Origin of the sequence: Pseudomonas sp. PLMAX (genome assembly GCF_046042685.1) — a bacterium.
Lineage (GTDB): Bacteria > Pseudomonadota > Gammaproteobacteria > Pseudomonadales > Pseudomonadaceae > Aquipseudomonas > Aquipseudomonas putida_AE.
Genome location: NZ_CP064949.1, coordinates 1275669 through 1297110, shown reverse-complemented (window position 1 = coordinate 1297110; position 21442 = coordinate 1275669). Strand labels below are relative to the sequence as shown.

General features: G+C 61.1%; 19 protein-coding genes. 6 read left to right on the top strand and 13 right to left on the bottom strand.

Annotation, left to right across the window (positions count from 1 at the left end):
- The 3 genes from DKB71_RS05835 (at nt 1) to cmoB (ending at nt 2535) form a co-directional block, all read left to right on the top strand.
- Nucleotides 1-636: a lysoplasmalogenase gene (locus tag DKB71_RS05835; RefSeq protein ID WP_408599855.1), complete on the top strand. Its 636-nt coding sequence runs from the start codon at nt 1-3 to the stop codon at nt 634-636.
- Nucleotides 637-838: 202 nt separating this feature from the next.
- The gene (gene cmoA, locus DKB71_RS05830; RefSeq protein WP_408599854.1) at nt 839-1582 is read left to right on the top strand and encodes a carboxy-S-adenosyl-L-methionine synthase CmoA; all 744 of its coding nucleotides are present in this window, start codon (nt 839-841) and stop codon (nt 1580-1582) included.
- Entirely contained in the window at nt 1579-2535 is a 957-nt protein-coding gene (gene cmoB / locus DKB71_RS05825) for a tRNA 5-methoxyuridine(34)/uridine 5-oxyacetic acid(34) synthase CmoB (RefSeq protein WP_408599853.1), read from the top strand. Before cmoA ends, cmoB begins: the two co-directional genes overlap by 4 nt.
- A 131-nt stretch (nt 2536-2666) precedes the next feature.
- On the opposite strand, the gene tadA is transcribed toward cmoB, so the two are convergent.
- From tadA to DKB71_RS05795, 6 genes are all read right to left on the bottom strand, one after another.
- Nucleotides 2667-3164, bottom strand: a complete 498-nt coding sequence (gene tadA / locus DKB71_RS05820) for a tRNA adenosine(34) deaminase TadA (RefSeq protein ID WP_103394327.1) — start codon at nt 3162-3164, stop codon at nt 2667-2669.
- Nucleotides 3164-4540 (bottom strand): multicopper oxidase family protein, encoded by a 1377-nt coding sequence (locus DKB71_RS05815; protein ID WP_408599852.1) that lies wholly within the window; start codon nt 4538-4540, stop codon nt 3164-3166. The genes tadA and DKB71_RS05815 overlap by 1 nt, the downstream gene beginning before the upstream one ends.
- Nucleotides 4541-4740: 200 nt before the next feature.
- A complete protein-coding gene (guaA, locus tag DKB71_RS05810; RefSeq protein WP_408599851.1) occupies nt 4741-6318 on the bottom strand; it encodes a glutamine-hydrolyzing GMP synthase in 1578 nt (525 codons plus the stop codon).
- 99 nt (nt 6319-6417) lie between these two features.
- On the bottom strand, nt 6418-7887 hold the full coding sequence (guaB, locus tag DKB71_RS05805) for an IMP dehydrogenase (RefSeq protein WP_274077250.1): 1470 nt from the start codon (nt 7885-7887) through the stop codon (nt 6418-6420).
- Between the two features lie 207 nt (nt 7888-8094).
- Nucleotides 8095-8643 (bottom strand): sugar ABC transporter ATPase, encoded by a 549-nt coding sequence (locus tag DKB71_RS05800; RefSeq protein ID WP_274077251.1) that lies wholly within the window; start codon nt 8641-8643, stop codon nt 8095-8097.
- A 61-nt stretch (nt 8644-8704) separates the two neighbouring features.
- A complete protein-coding gene (locus tag DKB71_RS05795) occupies nt 8705-9469 on the bottom strand; it encodes a sulfite exporter TauE/SafE family protein (RefSeq protein ID WP_408599850.1) in 765 nt (254 codons plus the stop codon).
- A gap of 133 nt (nt 9470-9602) precedes the next feature.
- Here DKB71_RS05795 and xseA point away from each other — a divergent pair, with 133 nt between their 5' ends.
- Together xseA and DKB71_RS05785 are read left to right on the top strand one after the other, a co-directional pair.
- On the top strand, nt 9603-10982 hold the full coding sequence (gene xseA / locus DKB71_RS05790; protein ID WP_408599849.1) for an exodeoxyribonuclease VII large subunit: 1380 nt from the start codon (nt 9603-9605) through the stop codon (nt 10980-10982).
- A 3-nt stretch (nt 10983-10985) separates the two neighbouring features.
- Entirely contained in the window at nt 10986-11807 is an 822-nt protein-coding gene (locus DKB71_RS05785; protein ID WP_408599848.1) for a peptidoglycan DD-metalloendopeptidase family protein, read from the top strand.
- A 109-nt stretch (nt 11808-11916) separates the two neighbouring features.
- Here DKB71_RS05785 and DKB71_RS05780 read toward each other — a convergent pair whose 3' ends face one another.
- Nucleotides 11917-12273, bottom strand: coding sequence for a hypothetical protein (locus tag DKB71_RS05780; RefSeq protein ID WP_274077255.1), 357 nt, complete (start codon nt 12271-12273; stop codon nt 11917-11919).
- A gap of 389 nt (nt 12274-12662) precedes the next feature.
- Here DKB71_RS05780 and leuA point away from each other — a divergent pair, with 389 nt between their 5' ends.
- The gene (gene leuA / locus DKB71_RS05775; RefSeq protein ID WP_274077256.1) at nt 12663-14342 is read left to right on the top strand and encodes a 2-isopropylmalate synthase; all 1680 of its coding nucleotides are present in this window, start codon (nt 12663-12665) and stop codon (nt 14340-14342) included.
- Nucleotides 14343-14543: 201 nt separating this feature from the next.
- On the opposite strand, the gene DKB71_RS05770 is transcribed toward leuA, so the two are convergent.
- The 6 genes from DKB71_RS05770 to hisS form a co-directional block, all read right to left on the bottom strand.
- A complete protein-coding gene (locus DKB71_RS05770; RefSeq protein ID WP_408599846.1) occupies nt 14544-15335 on the bottom strand; it encodes an amidohydrolase in 792 nt (263 codons plus the stop codon).
- On the bottom strand, nt 15323-16471 hold the full coding sequence (locus DKB71_RS05765; protein WP_274077258.1) for a pyridoxal phosphate-dependent aminotransferase: 1149 nt from the start codon (nt 16469-16471) through the stop codon (nt 15323-15325). The genes DKB71_RS05770 and DKB71_RS05765 overlap by 13 nt, the downstream gene beginning before the upstream one ends.
- A gap of 123 nt (nt 16472-16594) precedes the next feature.
- A complete protein-coding gene (gene der, locus DKB71_RS05760; protein ID WP_274077259.1) occupies nt 16595-18064 on the bottom strand; it encodes a ribosome biogenesis GTPase Der in 1470 nt (489 codons plus the stop codon).
- Nucleotides 18065-18305: 241 nt separating this feature from the next.
- Entirely contained in the window at nt 18306-19457 is a 1152-nt protein-coding gene (gene bamB, locus DKB71_RS05755; protein WP_408599845.1) for an outer membrane protein assembly factor BamB, read from the bottom strand.
- The gene (locus tag DKB71_RS05750) at nt 19450-20091 is read right to left on the bottom strand and encodes a tetratricopeptide repeat protein (protein WP_274077261.1); all 642 of its coding nucleotides are present in this window, start codon (nt 20089-20091) and stop codon (nt 19450-19452) included. Before DKB71_RS05750 ends, bamB begins: the two co-directional genes overlap by 8 nt.
- A 41-nt stretch (nt 20092-20132) precedes the next feature.
- Nucleotides 20133-21422: a histidine--tRNA ligase gene (gene hisS, locus DKB71_RS05745; RefSeq protein WP_110660895.1), complete on the bottom strand. Its 1290-nt coding sequence runs from the start codon at nt 21420-21422 to the stop codon at nt 20133-20135.
- Nucleotides 21423-21442: the final 20 nt, after the last annotated feature.

Here is a 21442-nt window from a genome sequence, read left to right as displayed (position 1 = left end):
GTGGGCTGGCTGATTCTGGCGCTGATGGGCGCGGTGACCTTTCTTTATGGCCTGAGCGTTCACGCCTCCCTGCTTTGCCTGCTGGTCAAGCCGCTGCCGGTCCTGGCCCTGCTCGGCTGGCTGCACGATGCACCGCCCAGCGAGTATCGGCGCTGGATCAGCCTTGGCTTGATTTTCTCCTTGGTCGGCGACGTGTTGCTGGCATGGCCGGGGGATTTGTTCGTGTTTGGCCTTGGGGCGTTTTTGGTCGCGCATCTGGCGTATCTGAAAGCTTACTTGAGTGACTGCAAGCAGTTGGCCCTGTTGCCACTGATGCTGGCCCTCGGCGTTGGCGTGGTGTTGCTGGGAATCCTGATCTCTCACGGGCTGGGGCCCTTGCTGATTCCGGTGATCGTCTACGGCCTGGCGATCAGCGCCATGCTCTGGCGTGCGCTGGCCCGACTCGGTACTGACGTGCCCAAGCGTTCGGCGCTGCTGGCCGCTGCTGGCGCCGTGGCGTTTGTGTTTTCGGATAGCGTGATTGGTATCAGTCGGTTTGTGATTCCGTTTGATGCGGCGCCCTACGTGATCATCCTCAGCTATTGGCTTGGCCAATGGGGCATCACGGCATCGGCGTTCGATCAGAAACCGCGTTGACCCCTTCGCGAGCAAGCCCGCTCCCACATTGAATCTGTGTCGCACACAAAACCACTGTGGGAGCGGGCTTGCTCGCGAAGGCGGTCGGACTGGACACGCCGATTTCAGAACTGCCCCCCTTCGGTTTATCAGACAACCCGCGCATCCCCGCGCCAACTTGGCTAAAATGCCGGCCTTTTCCACCTCCACCGCCGGAACCGCCGTGAGCAAAGAATCCGATCGCCTTTTCGCCCAGCCTTTGGCCCAGGTGCCTGACTTCGCCTTCAACGAGGACGTGGTGCGGGTGTTCCCGGACATGATCAAGCGCTCGGTGCCGGGTTACCCGACCATCGTCGAAAACCTCGGTGTGCTCGCCGCGCAGTTCGCCCAGCCGGGCAGCGTGCTCTACGACCTCGGTTCGTCCCTGGGCGCGGTGACCCAGGCGCTGCGTCGGCATGTGCGCACCGAGGGTTGTCGCGTTATCGCTGTGGATAACTCCGCGGCGATGGTCGAGCGGTGCCGTGAATATCTGAACGGCCAGGACTCGATGTTCCAGGAGTTGCTGCCGGTGGACGTGATCGAAGGCGACATCCTCGCCCTGGAGTTCAAACCGGCTTCAGTGGTGGCTTTGAACTTCACCCTGCAATTCATTGCGCCAGACCAGCGTACCGCGTTGCTGTCGCGCATCCGCCAATCGCTGTTGCCCGGTGGCGCATTGATTCTCTCGGAAAAACTGCGCTTTGAAGACGAGCAGGAGCACGCATTGCTCACCGACCTGCACGTCGCCTTCAAGCGCGCCAACGGCTACAGCGAACTGGAAATCGCCCAGAAGCGCAGCGCCATCGAAAACGTCATGAAGCCCGACAGCCTCGAAGAACACCGCGAACGCCTGCTGGCAGCCGGGTTCTCGAAAGTCGTGCCGTGGTTCCAGTGTCTTAACTTTGCCTCGTTGATTGCCTTGCCATGATAGATCTGTCCCCCCTCGCCCGTCGTCTGGCCGGCACGCCGCTGGCTGATTGGGCCAACACCCTGCAGCAGCAACTCGACAAGAAAATGGAGAAGGGCCACGGCGACCTGGAACGCTGGCAGAGCGCGCTGGACGCCCTACCGAAGATCCAGCCGAGTGAAGTTGATTTGCTCAACGACTTGAAGCTCGACACCGATTGCGACGATGAAACCCGCGCACAGATGCGCACCGCGCTGATGGGCTTGTCACCATGGCGCAAAGGGCCGTTCGACCTGTTTGGCGTGCACGTCGACACCGAATGGCGCTCGGACTGGAAATGGTCGCGGGTCGCCCCGCACCTGGACCTCAAGGGCAAGCGCATCCTCGATGTCGGCTGCGGCAACGGCTATTACATGTGGCGCATGCTCGGTGCTGGCGCCGACAGCGTGATCGGCGTCGATCCGAACTGGTTGTTCTTCTGCCAGTTCCAGGCGGTTCAACGTTACTTGTCAGAGCCGAATGCCTGGCACCTGCCCTTCCCGTTCGAGGACCTGCCGCCGAACCTCGAAGGGTTCGACACGGTGTTTTCCATGGGCGTGTTCTACCACCGCCGCTCGCCGATCGAGCATTTGCTGGCGCTGAAGGATTGCCTGGTCAAGGGTGGTGAACTGGTGCTGGAGACGCTGGTGGTCGAAGGCGACAAACACCAAGTGCTGGTGCCGGAAGACCGCTACGCGCAGATGCGCAACGTTTGGTTCCTGCCGTCGGTGCCGGCCCTGGAATTGTGGCTGCGGCGTGCCGGGTTCAGCGATGTGAAATGCGTGGACGTGAGTGTGACCACGGTCGAGGAACAGCGCGGCACCGAGTGGATGAAGTATCAGTCGCTGAGTGATTTCCTTGATCCGCAAGATCACAGCAAGACCATTGAAGGGCTGCCGGCGCCGATGCGGGCAGTCATCGTCGCTCGCAAGTAAGCCATTCTCCAGATCAATGGAGATCAAAATGTGGGAGCGGGCTTGCTCGCGAAAGCGGTGTGTCAGACAACAACCATGTCGACTGACACACCCTCTTCGCGAGCAAGCCCGCTCCCACATTAGTTCAGTGTTCAGTCTGAAGGTTTGGCTCTACGGGCCTTGAAGAACTCACTTAAAACAGCCCCACACTCCTCCGCCAACACCCCACCCTCATACAACACCCGGTGATTCAAAAATCCCTGGGTAAAAAACTGCCCCTGGCTCTGAACAATCCCGGCTTTGGGTTCCAGCGCGCCATACACCACCCGTGCAATCCGCGAATGCACGATCAAGCCGGCGCACATGCTGCACGGCTCCAGCGTCACATACAGCGTACTGCCCGGCAGACGATAGTTGCTCACAGCTTGAGCGGCAGCGCGGATCGCGACCATCTCGGCGTGGGCACTGGGATCGCTGCCGCTTATCGGGCAGTTGAAGCCACGGCCGATGATTTCACCGTCCTGCACCAACACGGCGCCCACCGGCACTTCGCCCAGGGCGGCGCCTTGGGCCGCCAGCGCCAGGGCTTCACGCATGAAGTCGCGGTCACGGCTGCGGTCGATGATGGCGGCGGGACGAATCTGACGCATCACGCCACCTCGATAGCGGCCATCAGGCCGGTTTCCATGTGGTCGATCACATGGCAATGGAACATCCACACGCCAGGATTATCCGCCACCAGCGCCACCTGCGCCCGCTCGTTCTTACCCAACAGGTAAGTGTCGGTGAAATACGGGATGACCTTGTGCCGGTTCGAGGCAATCACCTTGAAGCTCATGCCGTGCAGGTGAATCGGATGCTGATACTGAGTCATGTTCTTCAATTCGAAAATGTAGCTCTTGCCCTTCTCGAGCTTGGCAATCGGGCGGTCGGCGCAGGTCTTGTCGGTGATATCCCAGGCCTTGCCGTTGATCTGCCACAGGCTCGGCGGCCTGCCGTTGTCGACGTTCACCGACACCGAACCGACCCATTCGAAATTGAAGTTGAGTTTCTCGGCATTGGCCAGGTCCGGCTCGGCGACCGGGTTGGCGGGCAGCGCCGGCGGCCATTGGGTCGGTGCGTCGGTATTGGCCACCGAGCGGAACGTACCCAGGCGTACAGGGCCATTGCGCAACGACAACTCTTCACCGGCCGGCGGCGCCTTGATCGCCAGGCAAATGCGCATGCCGGGGCCCAGCCAGTATTCCTTGCCCAGCGGTCGCGGCTCGATGGGATTGCCATCCAGCGCATAGATCTGCGCTTCGACGCCGGGGATGTTCAGGCGATAGGTCAGGGTGTTGTCGAGGTTGAGCAGGCGTACCCGGGTGATCTGTCCGGCGGGCAAGTCGATCACCGCCTGCGGCACACCATTGATGGTCGCCAGGCGCCCCGCCGTACCGCCACGGGCGGCTTCCCGGGGAATGCTGAACTCGACGAAATTGCCGACGTCGTCGACGTGCCAGCTTTTCAGGCTCAAGGTCTTTTCATACTTGAAACCGGTGGGCTCGCGCTCCTCGATGATCAGCGGGCCGACCAGGCCACGACCGAGCTCTTCGCTACTGTTCACGTGCGGGTGATACCAGTAGCTGCCGGCATCCGGCACACGGAATTTGTAATCGAAGTATTCACCCGGCAACACTGGCAACTGCGACACGTAAGGCACGCCGTCCATTTCCAGCGGAAGGCGGATGCCGTGCCAGTGAATCGTGGTGGCAACCGGCAGGTGGTTGATGAATCGCACCCGCAGCCATTCACCCTGGCGCACGCGCAATTCGGTGCCTGGCGCCGACGGGCCGAACGCCCAGGCCGGGGTCTTGTGCCCGGCCACCAGCTCGACGTCCAGCGGTGCCGCAATCAGTTCATAGTCGTGACCGGCATCCGCGTCAGCCATCTTGCCCAGCCAGTAACGCGACGCGCCCCCCGCACCGACACCAACGACTACAAGACCGGCCAGGCCACCGAGGATTTGGCGACGGGTAAAGGACATGAACTCAACTACCTCACGTTTCAACGACAGGCCCGGGGGCCGCAAAAGGCGAATACGATACACCCGCAGTTGCGAAAGAAACAGCAAAGCGGACGTGACGACGGGCCGCAGGTACGGCCGGCTCCAATGCAAAAAGCCGCGTGAACTCTCGTTCACACGGCTTTTTATCCTGCGATCAACCCTTCAAGGCTGGTGCGGGATCACTCCCACTCAATGGTCGCTGGCGGCTTGCTCGACACGTCGTAGGTGACGCGGGAGATGCCTTCGATTTCATTGATGATACGGCCGGAAACGGTTTCCAGCAGTTCGTAAGGCAGGTGTGCCCAACGTGCGGTCATGAAGTCGATGGTTTCCACGGCACGCAGGGCCACGACCCAGGCGTAACGACGGCCATCGCCCACCACGCCAACCGATTTCACCGGCTGGAACACCACGAACGCCTGGCTGACCTTGTGGTACCAGTCGGCCTTGCGCAGTTCTTCGATGAAGATGTGGTCGGCACGACGCAGCAGGTCGGCGTATTCCTTCTTCACTTCACCGAGGATGCGCACGCCCAGGCCCGGGCCCGGGAACGGGTGACGGTAGACCATGTCGTACGGCAGGCCCAGTTCCAGGCCCAGACGACGGACTTCGTCCTTGAACAGTTCGCGCAGTGGCTCGACCAGCTTCAGGTTCATCTCTTCCGGCAGGCCGCCCACGTTGTGGTGCGACTTGATCACGTGGGCCTTGCCGCTTTTCGCGCCAGCCGACTCGATCACGTCCGGGTAGATGGTGCCCTGGGCCAGGTACTTGATGTTGTCCAGCTTGCAGGATTCGGCATCGAACACGTCGATGAAGGTACGGCCGATGATCTTGCGCTTCTTCTCCGGGTCGGCTTCGCCGGCCAGGTTACCGAGGAACTGCTCCTCGGCGTTGGCGCGGATCACCTTGACGCCCATGTTCTCGGCGAACATGGCCATCACTTGCTCGCCTTCGTGCAGGCGCAGCAGGCCGTTGTCGACGAATACGCAGGTCAGCTGGTCGCCGATGGCCTTGTGCAGCAGCGCGGCAACCACGGACGAGTCCACACCGCCGGACAGGCCGAGCAGGACGTTGTCGGTGCTGACCTGGGCGCGAACCTGGGCGATGGCGTCTTCAGCGATCTTCGAAGGGGTCCACAGGGCTTCACACTCGCAGATGTCGAGGATGAAACGCGACAGGATGCGACCGCCCTGCTTGGTGTGGGTCACTTCCGGGTGGAACTGCACGCCGTAGTAACGACGCTCGTCGCTGAACATGCCGGCGATCGGGCAGCTCGGGGTGCTGGCCAGGATATGGAAGTCTTCCGGCATGCGGGTAACTTTGTCACCGTGGCTCATCCACACGTCGAGGCCGAACAGGCCGTCGGCGTCGATGTGGTCTTCGATGCCGTCGAGCAGGCGGCTCTTGCCGACCACGTCGACGCGGGCGTAACCGAACTCACGCAGCTCGGAGCCTTCAACCTTGCCGCCCAGTTGCTCGGCCATGGTCTGCATGCCGTAGCAGATACCGAAGACCGGCACGCCCAGGTCGAAAACAGCTTGCGGGCAGCGAGGGCTGTTGGCTTCGTGAACCGACTCTGGGCCACCGGCGAGGATGACGCCTTTAGGAGCGAATTCGCGGATCGCATCTTCGTCCATGTCGAACGGGTGCAGTTCGCAGTACACGCCGATTTCACGCACGCGGCGGGCGATCAGTTGGGTGTACTGGGAACCGAAGTCGAGGATCAGGATGCGGTGGGCGTGAATGTCGAGGGCCATGATTCAGTCTCGTCTAAAAAATTCGGACACAGTCGTGATTCAGAAACAACTCGGGGCTGAATAAAACAGCCCCGGTTGCTTGATGTGTTGCTTGAAGGCTCAACCTACGCGGTAGTTTGGCGCTTCCTTGGTGATCTGCACGTCGTGGACGTGGGACTCGGCCATGCCAGCGCCGGTGATCCGCACGAACTCAGGCTTGGTGCGCATCTCTTCGATGTCGGCACTGCCGGTGTAGCCCATCGAGGAGCGCAGGCCGCCCATCAACTGGTGGATGATCGCGCTCAGGGTGCCCTTGTACGGCACACGCCCTTCGATGCCTTCCGGAACCAGTTTCTCGGCACCAGCCGAAGAGTCCTGGAAGTAACGATCGGAGGAGCCCTGGGCCTGGGACATGGCGCCCAGCGAACCCATGCCGCGGTATGCCTTGTACGAACGACCCTGGAACAGTTCGATCTCGCCCGGCGCTTCTTCGGTACCGGCGAACATCGAGCCCATCATCACGCAGGAGGCACCGGCTACGATGGCCTTGGACAGGTCACCGGAGAAACGGATGCCGCCGTCGGCGATCAACGGTACGCCAGTGCCTTCAAGGGCAGCGGCGACGTTGGCGATGGCACTGATTTGCGGGACGCCGACTCCGGCGACGATACGGGTGGTGCAGATCGAGCCTGGGCCGATACCGACCTTGACTGCGTCAGCGCCAGCTTCGGCCAGGGCCTTGGCGGCAGCGCCGGTGGCGATGTTGCCGCCAATCACCTGCACTTCAGGGAAGTTCTGCTTGACCCAGCGAACGCGGTCGATCACGCCTTTGGAGTGACCGTGGGCGGTGTCGACCACCACCACGTCAACGCCGGCAGCGACCAGCGCGGTAACGCGGTCACCGGTGTCTTTACCGGTACCGACTGCAGCACCCACGCGCAGACGACCTTGATCGTCCTTGCTGGCCAGCGGGTAAGCCTTGGCTTTTTCGATGTCGTTGACGGTCATCATGCCTTTGAGGGCAAATTTGTCGTCGACGATCAGCACGCGCTCGATGCGGTGCTTGTGCAGCAGTTCACGCACATCGTTCTTGTCGGCGCCTTCCTTGACCGTGACCAGACGCTCTTTAGGCGTCATCACTTCACGGACAGTGGCTTCCAGACGGTTCTCGAAACGCACGTCACGGGAGGTCACGATGCCGACCAGGTCGCCATTGTGCAGCACCGGAACGCCGGAGATGTTGTGCATGCGGGTCAGTTCGAACAATTCGCGCACGGTGGCGTCGGCGTCGATGGTGATCGGGTCCTTGACCACACCGGCTTCGTAACGCTTGACCTTGCGCACTTCGGCAGCTTGCTGCTCGATGGTCATGTTCTTGTGGATGATACCGATACCACCTTCCTGAGCCATGGCAATTGCCAGACGGGCTTCAGTGACGGTGTCCATGGCGGCGGAAACCAGTGGAATATTCAGCTCGATGCCACGGGTAAGGCGGGTCTTGAGACTGACTTCGTTAGGAAGCACCTCGGAATAACCGGGCACTAGGAGAATGTCGTCGAATGTCAGAGCTTCTTGGCTGATACGCAGCATCGCGGGGGCTCCCGAGCGGGAAAATGGAAGCGCGCCATTATAGTCAGACACCCCCTCGGGTTCAATGTAAAACTCTGTCTATTATCGATACGGTGATCGACGGGACATTTGAAGAGCATCGCCAGCAAGCCGGCTCCTACAAATTCGACGCGATCCTGTAGGAGCTGGCTTGCCAGCGATGAACGATAACGCGGTCCATCAGACCTGTCACAACTCCACTTTCACCCAACTCACCGGTTGATCCAGCCAATCGGCAAACTCGTCGAGAAAGCTCTGCTTGAACCCCGCCTCGGCCCAGTTGTTGAAGATGAAGCCCAGGTTGGAAAAGCCGCACTCCTGCAGGTACAGAAAGCCGTTGATGTCGTCTTCGTGCCCGCATTCCGGGCAAGTGAAGTTGTCGGTACGCCCGGGCATCCAGTCTTCGAGGCTTTCGAACAGCGCTTCCCCGATCTCCTTGCGACACTCGGCACAACCGGCCTCGCCGAGGAATCCCTTGGCCGGCGTATAGATGCAGCGCTTGGTGACGATCTCCAGGCCATTGACCGGCTCGCCGAACGGCAGGGCTTGCGGGTGCAGGACCACCTCCCGGGCACCCTCGCCGATGGCGTGGGCCATGCGATTGCCGGTGCGGCCGCAGGTGGTCAGCTCTTCGTTGATGATGTTCTTGCGCACCAGCCAACGCACGATCGCCCGGGCCCGGGGCTCGTGCACCGGCAGCGTGGAGATTTTCGGGACAATGATGCTTTGGGAATTCATGGGGCGGCCTGCTGCAACGCTTTGAAAGAAGCCCGGCAGCTTAAGCCCGGGGATTCACAGGTCAAGTACTCAAGTAACGCCCGATCAAGGCGATGCCACTGGCCAGCACCAGCCAGGTCACCAGCCGCACGAACGCTTCGCGCGACAACTTCATGGTCAACCGTCGACCGATCCACAGGCCCAGGGCCATGGCCGGCAGCAAACACAGCGCCAGCACCAACAAGGGTAGCTCGGCATAGACGCCCGCGACAATGAACAGGCTCAGGCGCACCACCGTGCTGCAACTGATCAGCGCACTCTGGGTCGCCCGGGCCGCCTCCTTGGGCAAGCGGCTGTTCAAATAGATCGCGTAGAGAAAGCCGCCACTGCCAAACAACGCCCCGAACATCCCGCCCACGGTGCCCATCGGTAAGGCCCAGGCGGCAGACAATTGCGCCGGGCGGGTTTTGATCCACAGGCTGTAGATGGCATAGGCACTGATGAACAGCCCCATCAACAGCAGCAACAGATCGGACTTGAGGTTCAACAGAAAGATCACGCCCAGGGTGCAGCCCACAGCCATGCACGGCAGTAATCGCAGCAGCTCCGGTTTTGCCACATCGCGCCGTGAAGGCAACAGATTGCCGAAGGCCGCGACAAAATCCAGCAGCACCAGCAAGGGCACGATCTTCGACAGCGGCATGAACAGGAGCAAAATCGGCCCGGCCACGAGCGCGGTACCGAAGCCCGCGATGCCGAACACGATGTAGGCCAGGGCGATGCCTAGCCCGATTACCAGCCAGTCCACAGTCCCAAAATTCCATTGCCCAAGCAAATCAACCAACATGTCCACCTATCCCTGTAGGAGCTGCCGCAGGCTGCGATCTTTTGCTCTTGAAAATCAACATCAAAAGATCGCAGCCTTCGGCAGCTCCTACAAGGGGGTCGTGCATTGGGCAGGAGACCTTTATCATGCGCCCATGATTAAAGATCCCTTTGCAAGACTCGGCCTGGACCGCGAAGTCCTCACCGTCAGCCAGCTCAACGGCCGCACACGGGTGTTGCTTGAAGACGTTTTCAGCAACATCTGGGTCGAAGGCGAAATCTCCAACCTCGCCCGTCCAGCGTCGGGCCATGTGTATTTCACCCTCAAGGACAGCGGCGCCCAAGTGCGTTGCGCACTGTTCCGGCAAAACGCCGCGCGGGTGCGGCAAGCCTTGAAGGATGGCCTGGCCGTCAAGGTACGGGGCAAGGTCTCGCTGTTCGAAGGACGCGGCGATTACCAGCTGATCCTCGATACCGTGGAGCCGGCCGGTGATGGCGCATTGCGCCTGGCCTTCGATGCCTTGAAGGAAAAACTCAGCGCCGAAGGCCTGTTCAGCGCCGAGCGAAAAGTACCGCTGCCGGCGCATCCGCAGCGCATCGGCATCATCAGCTCGCCCACCGGCGCGGTCATCCGCGACATCATCAGCGTGTTCCGCCGCCGCGCGCCGCAGGTGCAACTGACCCTGATCCCGACCGCCGTGCAAGGGCGTGAAGCCACCACGCAGATTGTCCGCGCCCTGAAACTGGCGGATGCGCGCGGCTTCGACGCGTTGATCCTGGCCCGCGGCGGCGGTTCGCTGGAAGACCTCTGGTGCTTCAACGAAGAAGCCGTGGCCCGCGCCGTGGATGCCTGCGTGACGCCGATCGTCAGCGCCGTCGGGCATGAAACCGACGTCTCCATCAGTGACTTCGTCGCTGACGTGCGCGCACCCACGCCATCGGCCGCCGCCGAATTGCTCGCACCGGACTCCAGCGACCTGGTGCGCCGCGTCGAAAGCCTGCATCGACGCCTGGTGATGCGCATGCGCGATCGCCTGATGCGCGACCGGCTGCGCCTGGAAGGTATTTCCCGGCGCCTGCGCCATCCCGGCGAACGCCTGCGCCAGCAAGCGCAACGCCTGGATGACCTCGACATGCGCATGCGCCGCGCCTTCGAACGCAGCCTCAACACCCGCCGCGAACGACTGATCCGCCTGGAAACCCGCCTGGCCGGGCAGCATCCGGGCCGGCAATTGGCGATGCTGCGCCAACGTCTCGACAGCCTCGCCGAACGCCTGCCCCGGGCCATCCGCGAGGGCCTGAAAAGCCGGCGCCTGCAACTGCAGAGCCAGATGCAGACGCTGCATGTGGTCAGCCCCCTGGCGACGCTCGGCCGTGGCTACAGCATTTTGCTCGACGAGCGTGGCCAGGCGATCCGCAGCGCCGCTCAGACCCACACGGGCCAGCGCCTGAAGGCCAAACTGGGTGAAGGCGAACTGCACGTGCGGGTCGAAGACAATCACCTGACGCCCGTCACACTTTCTCTACTGGATTGATCCATGCCGCGCTTTTTAGCTCCATTGTTGTTGCTGTGCCTGACCCTCAACGCCCACGCCGACAGCTACATCACCCGCCTGTTGAACAAACCGGTGCCGGGCGGTGTGGCGGTGGTCGACCTGGGCAGTTCCGCGCAAGCGCCTAAAGCCAGCTACCAGGGCAAACCGGTGCTGGTGGTCAAGGAACAGAACAACTGGCTGGCCATCGTTGGCGTGCCGCTGACCGTCAAGCCGGGTGCACAGTCGATCAGCAGCGGCGGGCGCAACCTGGGTTTCACCGTTGGCAACAAGAAGTACCCGGAACAGCGCATCACCCTCAAGAACACCCAACAGGTCAATCCTGACCCGGACAATCTCAAGCGCATCGAGCGCGAGCTGGCCGAGCAGATCGCGGCCTACCGCACGTTCAGCCCGAATACACCGAGCAACCTGCTGCTGGACAAGCCGGTCAACGGCCCGCTGTCGAGCAAGTTCGGCGTGCGCCGGTTCTTCAACGGTGAAGAGCGCAATCCGCACTCGGGCCTGGATTTTGCCGTGCCAGCCGGCACGCCGATCAAGACCCCGGCCGCAGGCAAGGTGATCCTGATTGGTAACTACTTCTTCAATGGCAACACGGTGTTTGTCGACCATGGCCAAGGCTTCATCAGCATGTTCTGCCACATGTCGAAGATTGACGTGAAGGTGGGCCAGCAGCTGGCTCGCAGTGGCGTGGTGGGTAAAGTTGGAGCGACTGGCCGGGCGACGGGGCCGCATATGCACTGGAATGTCAGCTTGAATGATGCGCGGGTAGATCCGGCGATCTTTATCGGCGCGTTTCAGCCTTAACAGTACGGTGAGGCGACCGGCCTCTTCGCGAGCAAGCCCGCTCCCACATTGAAATGCGTTCTAATGTGGGAGCGGGCTTGCTCGCGAAGGCGGCGTCACAGGCAACCATTTATTCCGCATCCAGATCCTCAATCCCATGAGCCTCCCGATCCGCCAGGCAGTGCCTCACCCACTCCTGTGTTTCCGGCGAAAACCCGCTCAGCTCCTCGGCCGTGATCAACTCCCGCGCGCACAGCCCCAGCAAATGCGACCGCGCTTCATGCCGTGAAAACCTGAACACACCAAAGGCCCAATACAGCTCTTTTTGCCCAGCCTTGAGCAACTCCTCACTGGCATCGATCCGTTCATAGGGTGCGACGCTCTTGTCCAGCACGATCTTTTCGACGTCGGACATGATCCGGGTGCACATCCGCTCATGGGCCAGCGGTCGCAATACGCTGTATAGCTTCCAATCGTACTCGTTCATTGCCGACTCCTTGTTTGCCAGTCGAGGCTTTAAGAATAGCCCCGCCACCAACAGCCGGCGCTGAAACCTTCAATTGCGCATCGCTCAAACCTCGCGCAAGCAACCTGATGATCACCCGGATTCACCGCAATAAAATCTCGTTACAGATGCCCTGAAGAGGATTCCTCTCAATTTTTTTCGACTGCTTGCCATCCTTCCCCCCCGCGGTTAGGGTTGAAGGCATGAAAACCTCTCACACCCTCATTCAGCTTCGTCAGCACCGCAGTCTGTGCCTTGTCAGCGCTCGACTGCCGGGCTGAATCGCGGCGCCTCATCCCAGCGTTACTCCAAGAACATATTGATCCACCGGCAGGCCGCCTTTTTTCGGCCCACACAATAAGGATTTCCCGATGAGCATGCTCAAAGACCCGTCTTCGAAATACCGCGCGTTCCCGACCATCGATATCCCGGACCGCACCTGGCCGTCGAAGACCATCACCGCCGCGCCGATCTGGTGCAGCTCCGACCTGCGTGATGGCAACCAGTCGCTGATCGAGCCGATGGACGCGGTCAAGAAACTGCGCTTCTGGAAAACCCTGGTGCAGGTCGGCGTAAAGGAAATCGAAGCGTCGTTCCCGGCCGCTTCGCAAACCGACTTCGACTTCGTGCGCACCCTGATCGAAGGCGGCCACATCCCGGACGACACCACCATCCAGGTGCTGACCCAGGGCCGTGAAGACCTGATCGAGCGCACCTTCGAATCCCTGCGCGGGGCGAAGAAAGCCATTGTGCACCTGTACAACGCGACCTCCCCTTCCTTCCGCCGCATTGTCTTCAACCAGGACAAGGACGGGATCAAGGAAATCGCCGTCAGCGCGGCCAAGCTGTTCGTCAAGTACGCGGCCATGCAGCCGGACACCGAGTGGACCTTCGAGTACTCGCCGGAAACCTTCAGCGCCACCGAACTGGAATTCGCCAAGGAAGTCTGCGACGCGGTGATCGAGGTCTGGAACCCGACGCCCGAGCACAAGATGATCCTCAACCTGCCGGCCACCGTCGAATGCGCGACCCCGAACATCTATGCCGACCAGATTGAATGGTTCGGCCGTCACATCAACCGTCGTGACAGCGTGATCATCAGCCTGCACACCCACAACGACCGTGGTACTGGCGTTGCGGCCACCGAATTGGGCCTGATGGCCGGTGCCGACCGTGTCGAAGGCTGCCTGTTCGGCAACGGCGAGCGTACCGGTAACGTCGACCTGGTGACCGTGGCCCTGAACATGTACACCCAGGGTCTCGACCCGCAGCTGGACTTCTCCGACATCGACGGCGTGCGCAAGGTCGTCGAAGAGTGCAACCAGATCCAGGTGCACCCACGTCACCCGTACGTCGGCGACCTGGTGCACACCGCGTTCTCCGGCTCGCACCAGGATGCGATCCGCAAGGGCTTCGCCCAGCAGAAATCCGATGCCTTGTGGGAAGTGCCATACCTGCCGATCGACCCGGCCGACATCGGCCGCAGCTATGAGGCGGTCATCCGCGTCAACAGCCAGTCGGGCAAGGGCGGTATCGCCTACCTGCTGGAGCAGGAATACGGCATCAGCTTGCCACGTCGCATGCAGATCGAGTTCAGCCAGGTCGTGCAGCGTGAAACCGATCGCCTGGGCCTGGAAATGACCGCCAAGCAGATCCACTCGCTGTTGATCAGCGAGTACCTGCAAGCCAACACCCCGTACGCGCTGGTCAGCCATCGCCTGCAGGAAGAAAACGGCAACAGCGCCGTCGAAGTGGAAGTGGCGAGCAAGGGCCAGGGCGAAACCAACCTGCACTGGCGCGGCAAGGGCAACGGCGCCCTGGAAGCACTGGTGGCCGGTCTGCCGATTCCGGTGGAAATCATGGACTACAACGAACACGCCATCGGCGCGGGCACCAATGCCAAGGCGGCGGCCTACATCGAGCTGCGTGTGAATGGTGAGCGTGCGGTGCACGGCGTGGGTATTGATGAAAACATCACTACTGCCAGCTTCAAGGCCCTGTTTAGCGCGTTGAACCGCTCGTTGAGCCAGCCGGAAGCTAAAGCCGCCTAAGCGATGCTGAAAAGCAAAAGGCCCCTAGGTAAGAACCTCGGGGCCTTTTTTTGCCTACGGGTTATGTGCTGTCTGAACTGGCTCCTTCGCGAGCAAGCCCGCTCCCACAGGGTATGTGGGTGTACACAAAATTTGTGTTCGCAACGGTCCACTGTGGGAGCGGGCTTGCTCGCGAAGGGGCCATGTCAGGCAGCAAAAATCTCAGGTGAACTCGAAGGTATCGGCATCCAGATTCGCCGGAAACCGCGTGCGATAAGCCGCCAACTCCGCCGCATCCAGCGTCACCTTGAACACCCCATCCGCCTCCCCAGCACTGAGCAAGGTCTCCCCCTGGAAATCCAGCACCTGGCTGTCACCGGTATAAGCAAAGCCCTTGCCGTCGGAGCCGACGCGATTCACCGCCGCCACATAACACAAGTTCTCGATCGCCCGCGCCGGCAGCAACCGGTTCCAGTGCTGGCGCCGCGCGCCCGGCCAGTTGGCGGTGTACAGCAACAGGTCCGTGTCCTGGGCATCGCGACTCCACACCGGGAAGCGCAGGTCGTAGCAGATCAGCGGCCGTACTCGCCAGCCCTTGAGCTCGAACTGCACCTGGCGCTCGCCCGGGGTGTAGTGGTTATGTTCACCGGCCATGCGGAACAGGTGGCGTTTGTCGTAGTGCCACACTTCGCCGTCCGGGCGTGCCCACAACAGGCGGTTGCGATGACTGCCATCGGCGGCCTGCACAATCACGCTGCCGGTGATCACCGCATCGAGCTTCGCTGATTGAGCCCGCAGCCATTTGCTGGTGGGGCCGTTTTCCGCTTCAGCGAGGGTCTCGGACTCCATGGAGAAACCGGTGGTGAACATCTCCGGCAGAATGATCAGGTCAGCGCCACGGGCCTGCTCCAGCAGCGCTTCGAAATGCTCCAGGTTGGCCTGGCGGTCGTGCCAGGCCAGGGTGGTCTGGATCAGCGCAACGGTCAGGTTCGGCAGTGCACTCAGATCACGCATAGTTTTTCCGCTGCTTCACGCAGGGTCTCCTCACGTTTGGCAAAGCACAGGCGCACCAGGCGCTGGCCGACCGGTGGCGTCTGGTAGAACACCGAGATCGGAATACTCGCCACGCCATGTTCGCGGGTCATCCACAGGGCCATTTCGACGTCATTGAGGTCGGGGCGGATCTGTGAATAGTCGACCAGCTGGAAATAGGTACCGGTAGCCCGGGTGAAACTGAAGCGCGAAGGCGCCAGCAGATCGCAGAACAGATCGCGCTTGGCCTGGTAGAACGCCGGCAATTCTTCGACGTGTTCCGGATGCTCGGCCATGAAGTCGGCCAAGGCGTATTGCAGCGGTGTCACGCCGCAGAAACTCACGTACTGGTGCACCTTGCGCAGTTCCGCCGTGAGGGCCGCTGGTGCGACCACGTAGCCGGTTTTCCAACCCGTGACGTGATAGGTCTTGCCGAACGAGCTGACCACGAAGGCACGCTGATAAAGCTCTTCATGATTGAGTACGCTGGCGTGGGCCACGCCGTCGAACACCAGGTGTTCGTAGACTTCGTCGCTGACCAGGTAGATATCGCGATCACGAATCAGGTCCGCCAACTGATCCAGCTCGGCGCGGCTGATCAGCGCCCCGCTTGGATTGTGCGGTGAGTTCAGCACGATCATGCGCGTGCGCGGGGTAAGCGCCTCGGCCAGTTTCTGGAAGTCGATGGAGAAATCATTGAGCCCGAGCTGCACATGCACGCAACGACCGCCGGCCAGTTCCACCGAGGGCTCGTAGCTGTCGTAGCACGGATCGAAGACGATCACTTCGTCGCCGCTGCGGATAACCGCCTGGATCGCGCAGAAGATCGCCTGGGTCGCGCCTGGAGTGACCGTAATCTCGTTGTCGGCATCGACGTTCACGCCATAGCTACGAGCAATCTTTGCCGAAATCTGCTGACGCAGCGCCGGCAGGCCGGTCATCGGCGAATACTGGTTGTGGCCACTGGCAATATGCCGACCGACCGCATCGCACAGGGCCTGCGGGGCATCGAAATCGGGGAAACCCTGGGACAGGTTGAGCGCCCCGGTTTGCGCCGCGAGCTGAGACATCTGAGTGAAGATGGTGATGCCGACATTCGGCAGCTTACTGGTGATCATCGAGGAATCCCTGCTCTGCACCCGGCTCTAACGTCGGCGCGGGAGAGCCCGAGGATAGCCCAAACGGCAGGCATGAAAAAGGGCGCCATCGGCGCCCTTTCGATCCCACGGGAAAAACCTGAATCAACGCTTGTCGCGGCGCTTCTTGTCGGCCTTCTTGTGGTGCGACATCAAGCGACGCTTCTTGTTGACCTGGCGGTCTGTCAGCGAGTTCTTGTTGCCTTCGTACGGGTTCTCGCCGCCCTTGAACTCGATGCGGATCGGCGTACCGACCAGCTTCAGCACACGGCGGTAAGTGTTCTCCAGATAGCGCACGTACGACTTCGGCACTTTTTCGATCTGGTTACCGTGGATCACGATGATCGGCGGGTTCGCGCCACCCAGGTGAGCGTAACGCAGCTTGATCCGGCGGTTGTTGACCATCGGCGGCGCGTGCTCGCCAACCGCATCTTCCAGGATCTGGGTCAGGCGGTTGGTTGGCCAGCGAGTAACAGCCGACTTGAACGAGTTCTGTACGGAGGCGTACAGGTTGCCCACGCCAGTGCCGTGCAGGGCCGAGATGAAGTGGATGTCGGCGTAGTCGACGAAGAACAGCCGACGTTGCAGCTCGACCTTCACGAAGTCGCGCTCGCTCGGGGTCATGCCGTCCCACTTGTTGATCGCGATAACCAGCGCACGACCCGATTCAATGGCGAAGCCCAGCAGGTTGAGGTCGTGATCGACCACGCCTTCGCGGGCGTCCATCACGAAGATCACCACGTTGGCGTCTTTGATCGCCTGCAAGGTCTTGACCACGGAGAACTTTTCGACTTCTTCGTGGATCTTGCCGCGCTTGCGCACACCGGCGGTGTCGATCAGCGTGTACTTCTCGTCGTTACGCTCGAACGGGATGTAGATGCTGTCGCGGGTGGTGCCGGGTTGGTCGTACACGATCACCCGGTCTTCACCGAGCATGCGGTTGACCAGGGTCGACTTGCCCACGTTCGGACGGCCGATGATGGCGATCTTGATCCCGTCTTTTTCGCTCGGGCCAGGAATGCGCTTGGCTTCCTCGCCTTCGGCAACGATCTCTTCCTCGCCTTCTTCCGGCTCTTCTTCGTCTTTCGGGAATTCGCTCAGGGCGATTTCCAGCATCTGCGTGATGCCACGGCCATGGGCACCGGCGATCGGGATCGCGTGGCCCATGCCCAACGGGGCGAATTCGGCGCGGGCCATGTCAGGGTCGATATTGTCGACCTTGTTGGCAACCACGTAGGAACGCTTGTTACGTTTGCGCAAATGCTCGGCGATCATCTGGTCGGCGGCGGTGAAACCGGCCTTGGCATCTACCAGGAATAGAACAACATCTGCTTCTTCAATGGCCAGCAGCGACTGCTCGGCCATTTTTTCGTCCATACCATGCTCGTCACCGGAGATACCGCCGGTGTCGACCAGAATGTAGGAACGCCCTTGCCACTTGGCCTCACCGTATTGGCGATCACGGGTCAGACCGGACAAGTCGCCGACGATGGCGTCGCGAGTCCTGGTCAGGCGGTTGAACAAGGTGGACTTGCCGACGTTCGGTCGGCCCACCAGGGCGATTACGGGAACCATGCGGCTCTCCACTTCGTTATTTCAGAAAATACAAAAGCCGCTGCTAGGCAGCGGCTGGTGCTCGGGGCAATCACCGTGTGTGTTTTTTGTGGGAGCGAGCCTGCTCGCAAAAAACGCCAGGACACCGCGTTTCTCCAGATCGCCAACGTAATCGTTGACGTCCATCGCGAGCAAGCTTGCTCCTACAGCCCTACAAACGGTGAAGCAGCCTGGGGGATTAACCCCAAGCATAGTCAAACCTTTACTTGATGGTCAGGGCTTCCAGCTTGCCACTGTTGCCATACACATAAATCGTGTCACCCACCACCAGCGGACGCGCGCGCAGGCCGTCGCTGTCGATGCGCTCACGGCCGACGAAGCGACCGTCCACCTGACTCAACAGGTGCAGGTAACCTTCCAGGTCACCCACTGCAACGTAGCTGGAGAACACTTCCGGAGCCGACAGTTGGCGGCGGGCCAGCGAATCGTTGCTCCACAAGGCTGTGGTGGAACGCTCGTCGACGCCTTCAACGGTGCCCGAAGACAGACTCACGTAGACGCTGCCAAAACCCTGGGCGACACCGGCGTAGCTGGAAGCATCACGCTGCCACAGCTGACGGCCGCTTTGCAGGTCCAGTGCCGCAACGCGACCCTGGTAGCTGGCGACATAGATGGTCTCGCCGGAAAGCAGCAAACCGCCGTCGATGTCGACCACGCGTTCCAGTTCCGAACGACCTTGCGGGATCGCTACACGCTGTTCCCACACCGGCACGCCGTTGGAAATGTCGAGAGCGACCACTTTACCGGTCGAAAAGCCAGCCACTGCGAGGCGGTTGGTCACGATCGGTGCGCTGGTACCGCGCAGGGTCAGCACCGCCGGGGTGCTGTCATACAACCAGCGCTGGTTGCCGGTGGCGGCATCCAGACCGATCAAACGGTCGTCCTGGGTCTGGACCACGACCACATCGCCATTGTTGGCCGGCGGTGCGAGGACTTCGCTGGACACGCGAGCGCGCCATTTCTCTTCGCCGTTGATGGCGTCCAGGGCAACGATTTCACCCTTGATCGTACCGATCGTCAGCAGACCGTAACCCACGCCAACGGCGCCGGAAACAGGCAGTTCGAGATCTTTCTTCCACTTGACGTCGCCGTTGCTGCGATCCAGCGCCATCACCACACCGGTGACATCGGCGGCATAGATGGTATCGCCTTCGATGGCCGGAACCAGCATGTTGTAGGTTTCGCCCTGACCGTCACCGATCGAACGACTCCACTGCTTTTGCAGGACCACTTCTTCCTTGAAGTCGGTCAACTCGGCCGGTGGCAATTCTTTCTTGCTGTTGCTGCTGCAACCCGCGGCCAAAATGGCCAGGGCCAGCAATGCTGCATGCTTCCAACGAATCACGTCACGCATCCCCTTTGGCCAGGTCGTCCAGCTTGATTTGCAGGCCACCGACCGCCGCTTCGTCCGACAGTGCCGCCTTGGCTTTTTGATACGCCGCGTGTGCTTCGTCGGGACGACCCAGCTGCACCAGCAGGTCACCCTTGAGTTCTTCGCGAGTGGCCAGGAACGCCTTGTCGGCATCGCCTTCCAGCAGTTTCAGGGCTTCATCGGCCTTGTCCTGCGCGGCCAGTACCTGCGCCAGGCGCTGACGGGCGATTTCGCCCAGTGCCGGGTTGGCCGGCTTGGCGATGATGGCTTTCAGTTCGGTGGCTGCGTCATCGAGCTTGCCGCTGTCGACCGCGACTTTCGCCACGAACAGGCTGCCGTATTGCGCGTAGGCACTGCCGCCGAACTCGCTGTTGAGCTTGCCAGCCAGGTCCGAAACACGCGCCGCATCAGGCTTGCCGTCAGGGGTCAGCGTGGTTTCGAGCAATTGCTGATAGAGCATCGAGGCGCCTTGCGACTGGTTGCTCTGATACTTCTGGAACGCCTGCCAACCGAACACGATGACCAGCGCCAACAGGCCGCCAGTAACCAGGGGCTTGCCGTTGCGTGACCACCATTCCTTAAAATCCGCCAGCTGTTCGTCTTCGGTACTCGACACCCCAATACTCCTTAATCGCTAATTCGGCTGTTAAGACAGCTTCAACCCTGCACGACGCAGGTGGCCAGGTGAGCGGCAAGCGCATCCCAGGCAATGCTTTGTTGTTCGCCCTGGCCACGCAGGGGTTTGAAACCTACCACTTGCTGGGCCATCTCGTCGTCACCGAGGATCAGTGCGTACAGCGCACCGCTCTTGTCGGCTTTCTTGAACTGGCTCTTGAAGCTGCCGGCGCCGGCATTGACTTGCAGGCGCAGGTTGGGCAACTGGTCGCGCACGCGCTCGGCCAGGGTCAGGCCGGCCAGTTCGGCGGCCTCACCAAAGGCGCAGAGATAGACGTCGACCTGACGGGAGATTTCTTCAGGGATCTGCTCAAGTGTTTCGAGCAGCAGCACCAGGCGCTCGATGCCCATGGCGAAACCGACGCCGGCAGTAGGCTTGCCGCCCATCTGCTCGACCAGGCCGTCGTAACGACCACCGGCACACACGGTACCCTGGGCGCCGAGCTTGTCGGTGACCCATTCGAAAACGGTCTTGCTGTAGTAATCCAGCCCGCGAACCAGCTTCGGGTTGATCACGTAAGGAATGCCGGCGGCGTCCAGGCGAGCCTTGAGGCCCTCGAAGTGCACGCGGGACTCTTCGTCGAGGTAGTCGGCCATTTTCGGCGCATCGACCAGTACCGCTTGAGTGTCGGCGTTCTTGGTATCAAGAACCCGCAGCGGATTGGTTTTCAGACGGCGCTGGCTGTCTTCGTCGAGCTTGTCCAGATGCGCCGAGAGGTACTCGACCAGCGCTTCACGGTAGCGACCACGGGACTCGCTGGTGCCCAGGCTGTTGAGTTCGAGCTTGACCGCATCGCGGATGCCCAGCTCGCCCCACAGGCGCCATGTCAGCACGATCAGCTCGGCGTCGATGTCCGGACCGTCGAGATTGAACACTTCGACACCGATCTGGTGGAACTGGCGATAACGGCCTTTCTGCGGACGCTCGTGGCGGAACATCGGGCCGATGTACCAGAGTTTCTGCACCTGGCCACCGCCGGTGATGCCGTGCTCGAGCACCGCACGCACGCAGGCCGCCGTGCCTTCAGGGCGCAGGGTCAGGGAGTCGCCGTTGCGGTCGTCGAAGGTGTACATCTCTTTTTCGACGATGTCGGTCACTTCACCGATGGAGCGCTTGAACAGCTCGGTGAACTCGACGATCGGCATGCGGATCTGCTTGTAACCGTAGTTATCCAGCAAACGCGAAACGGTGCCTTCGAAATGACGCCACAGGGGGGTCTGTTCGGGCAGGATATCGTTCATGCCACGAATGGCTTGCAGAGACTTGCTCACATTAAATCCTTAAATTCGTT

What these genes read in the sequence shown, in the direction of transcription:
- DKB71_RS05785 (WP_408599848.1), top strand. Translation starts at nt 10,986, where the DNA reads ATGCCGCGCTTTTTAGCTCCATTGTTGTTGCTGTGCCTGACCCTCAAC.
- DKB71_RS05770 (WP_408599846.1), bottom strand. Translation starts at nt 15,335, where the DNA reads ATGCGTGATCTGAGTGCACTGCCGAACCTGACCGTTGCGCTGATCCAG.
- tadA (WP_103394327.1), bottom strand. Translation starts at nt 3,164, where the DNA reads ATGCGTCAGATTCGTCCCGCCGCCATCATCGACCGCAGCCGTGACCGC.
- guaB (WP_274077250.1), bottom strand. Translation starts at nt 7,887, where the DNA reads ATGCTGCGTATCAGCCAAGAAGCTCTGACATTCGACGACATTCTCCTA.
- DKB71_RS05795 (WP_408599850.1), bottom strand. Translation starts at nt 9,469, where the DNA reads ATGTTGGTTGATTTGCTTGGGCAATGGAATTTTGGGACTGTGGACTGG.
- DKB71_RS05800 (WP_274077251.1), bottom strand. Translation starts at nt 8,643, where the DNA reads ATGAATTCCCAAAGCATCATTGTCCCGAAAATCTCCACGCTGCCGGTG.
- guaA (WP_408599851.1), bottom strand. Translation starts at nt 6,318, where the DNA reads ATGGCCCTCGACATTCACGCCCACCGCATCCTGATCCTCGACTTCGGT.
- DKB71_RS05815 (WP_408599852.1), bottom strand. Translation starts at nt 4,540, where the DNA reads ATGTCCTTTACCCGTCGCCAAATCCTCGGTGGCCTGGCCGGTCTTGTA.
- DKB71_RS05765 (WP_274077258.1), bottom strand. Translation starts at nt 16,471, where the DNA reads ATGATCACCAGTAAGCTGCCGAATGTCGGCATCACCATCTTCACTCAG.
- der (WP_274077259.1), bottom strand. Translation starts at nt 18,064, where the DNA reads ATGGTTCCCGTAATCGCCCTGGTGGGCCGACCGAACGTCGGCAAGTCC.
- xseA (WP_408599849.1), top strand. Translation starts at nt 9,603, where the DNA reads ATGATTAAAGATCCCTTTGCAAGACTCGGCCTGGACCGCGAAGTCCTC.
- bamB (WP_408599845.1), bottom strand. Translation starts at nt 19,457, where the DNA reads ATGCGTGACGTGATTCGTTGGAAGCATGCAGCATTGCTGGCCCTGGCC.
- DKB71_RS05780 (WP_274077255.1), bottom strand. Translation starts at nt 12,273, where the DNA reads ATGAACGAGTACGATTGGAAGCTATACAGCGTATTGCGACCGCTGGCC.
- cmoB (WP_408599853.1), top strand. Translation starts at nt 1,579, where the DNA reads ATGATAGATCTGTCCCCCCTCGCCCGTCGTCTGGCCGGCACGCCGCTG.
- leuA (WP_274077256.1), top strand. Translation starts at nt 12,663, where the DNA reads ATGAGCATGCTCAAAGACCCGTCTTCGAAATACCGCGCGTTCCCGACC.